The 1,301-nt window shown below is 48.7% G+C and carries 1 protein-coding gene; it reads left to right on the plus strand.

The window, feature by feature from the left end:
- Positions 1-231 precede the first annotated feature (231 nt).
- Positions 232-1,254, plus strand: a complete 1,023-nt coding sequence (locus DW49_RS0124025; protein ID WP_229687552.1) for a UvrD-helicase domain-containing protein — start codon at positions 232-234, stop codon at positions 1,252-1,254.
- The last annotated feature ends 47 nt before the right edge of the window (positions 1,255-1,301 follow it).

Below are 1,301 nucleotides of genomic sequence, written 5' to 3' on the forward strand. Positions count from 1 at the left end.
CTAGTGTACTGTTTTCAAAATAAGTTACCCATAACCTGCAAGCTAAGCTATTGATAAGATTTGAATTTTACGTTAGTTGGTGGCTGATTTTTTCGAAAACAGTACACTAGCAATCCTTAGGGGTGAGGTTGAGCGTTTCCAACGCGGCGAAATCGATCTGGTTTTCCTAAAAGCTGCTGTCGCCCTTGCGCTACCAGGCGATGCCATTAGTTCGTTCATCGCAGGCATTGCATGATGTTCGCCTGGGATCCCCGTGAATTGAACGCAGAGCAGTCTGCCGCAGTCGAGGAACCTTCGAGCGTATTCCTCATCGCATGCCCTGGTAGCGGAAAAACGCGGACTTTGACCTATAAGATCGCTTATGAGCTTTCGCGTGCCACGGACAAGCGGATTGTCGTGGCGATTACTTATACGCACCGCGCAGCAGATGAAATTCAAGAGCGCATTGAAGATCTCGGTGTTGACACGTCAAAGCTGTGGATCGGAACCATTCACTCATTTTGCCTCGAGTGGATCATTAAGCCATATGGCATCTACCTTCCAGAGCTTTCCCGCGGCTATCGAGTCCTAGACAAGCACGACCGCGAACTCATGCTCGATAGACTATGCGCGCCCTACGCAAAGATCACGCACTGGGATTGCGATTACTACTTCAGCAAAACGGGCTATCACTTAGGCTGCAAAGATGCTTGGAAGCATGAGACGCTTCATAAAATTCTTGGTGAGTATTTCCGCGAGCTCGCCGAAGCGCGTCAGATCGATTTCGAGCTGATCCTTTGGTATGCGCAGACCCTGATGCGTGATCAAAAGCATATTGCATCACTTCTCGCTTCGGTCTTCTCATATGTCTTGGTAGACGAGTATCAGGACACGAAGCAAATTCAGTATGGCCTTCTCACCGCTATTTTGCGTGCCGGAGCGGGGCGAACGAAGACCTTCATCGTCGGCGATCCAAACCAAGCTATCTACGGCTCCCTCGGCGACTACGCAGTTCCGGTGGCTGATTTTCGTGCCGAGGCTGGAATCCCGATAAGAGAAATGGCGCTTACCCGGAATTACCGTTCGAGCAAGAGGATCATTTCCCACTTCTCGAATTTCAACGTTTATCCGACATCAATCGAGAGCGCGGGATCGAATTCGTCTTTTCCAAGCAAGGTTTCGTACAACCAGCACGTAACACTCCCCAATTTGCATGACGAGCTAGTGTACTGTTTTCGAAATAAGTTACCCATAACCTGCAAGCTAAGCTATTGATAAGATTTGAATTTTCCGTTAGTTGGTGGCTGATTTTTTCGAAAACA

The sequence above is a fragment of the Pseudomonas avellanae BPIC 631 genome (assembly GCF_000444135.1).
GTDB classification, from domain to species: Bacteria; Pseudomonadota; Gammaproteobacteria; order Pseudomonadales; family Pseudomonadaceae; genus Aquipseudomonas; species Aquipseudomonas avellanae.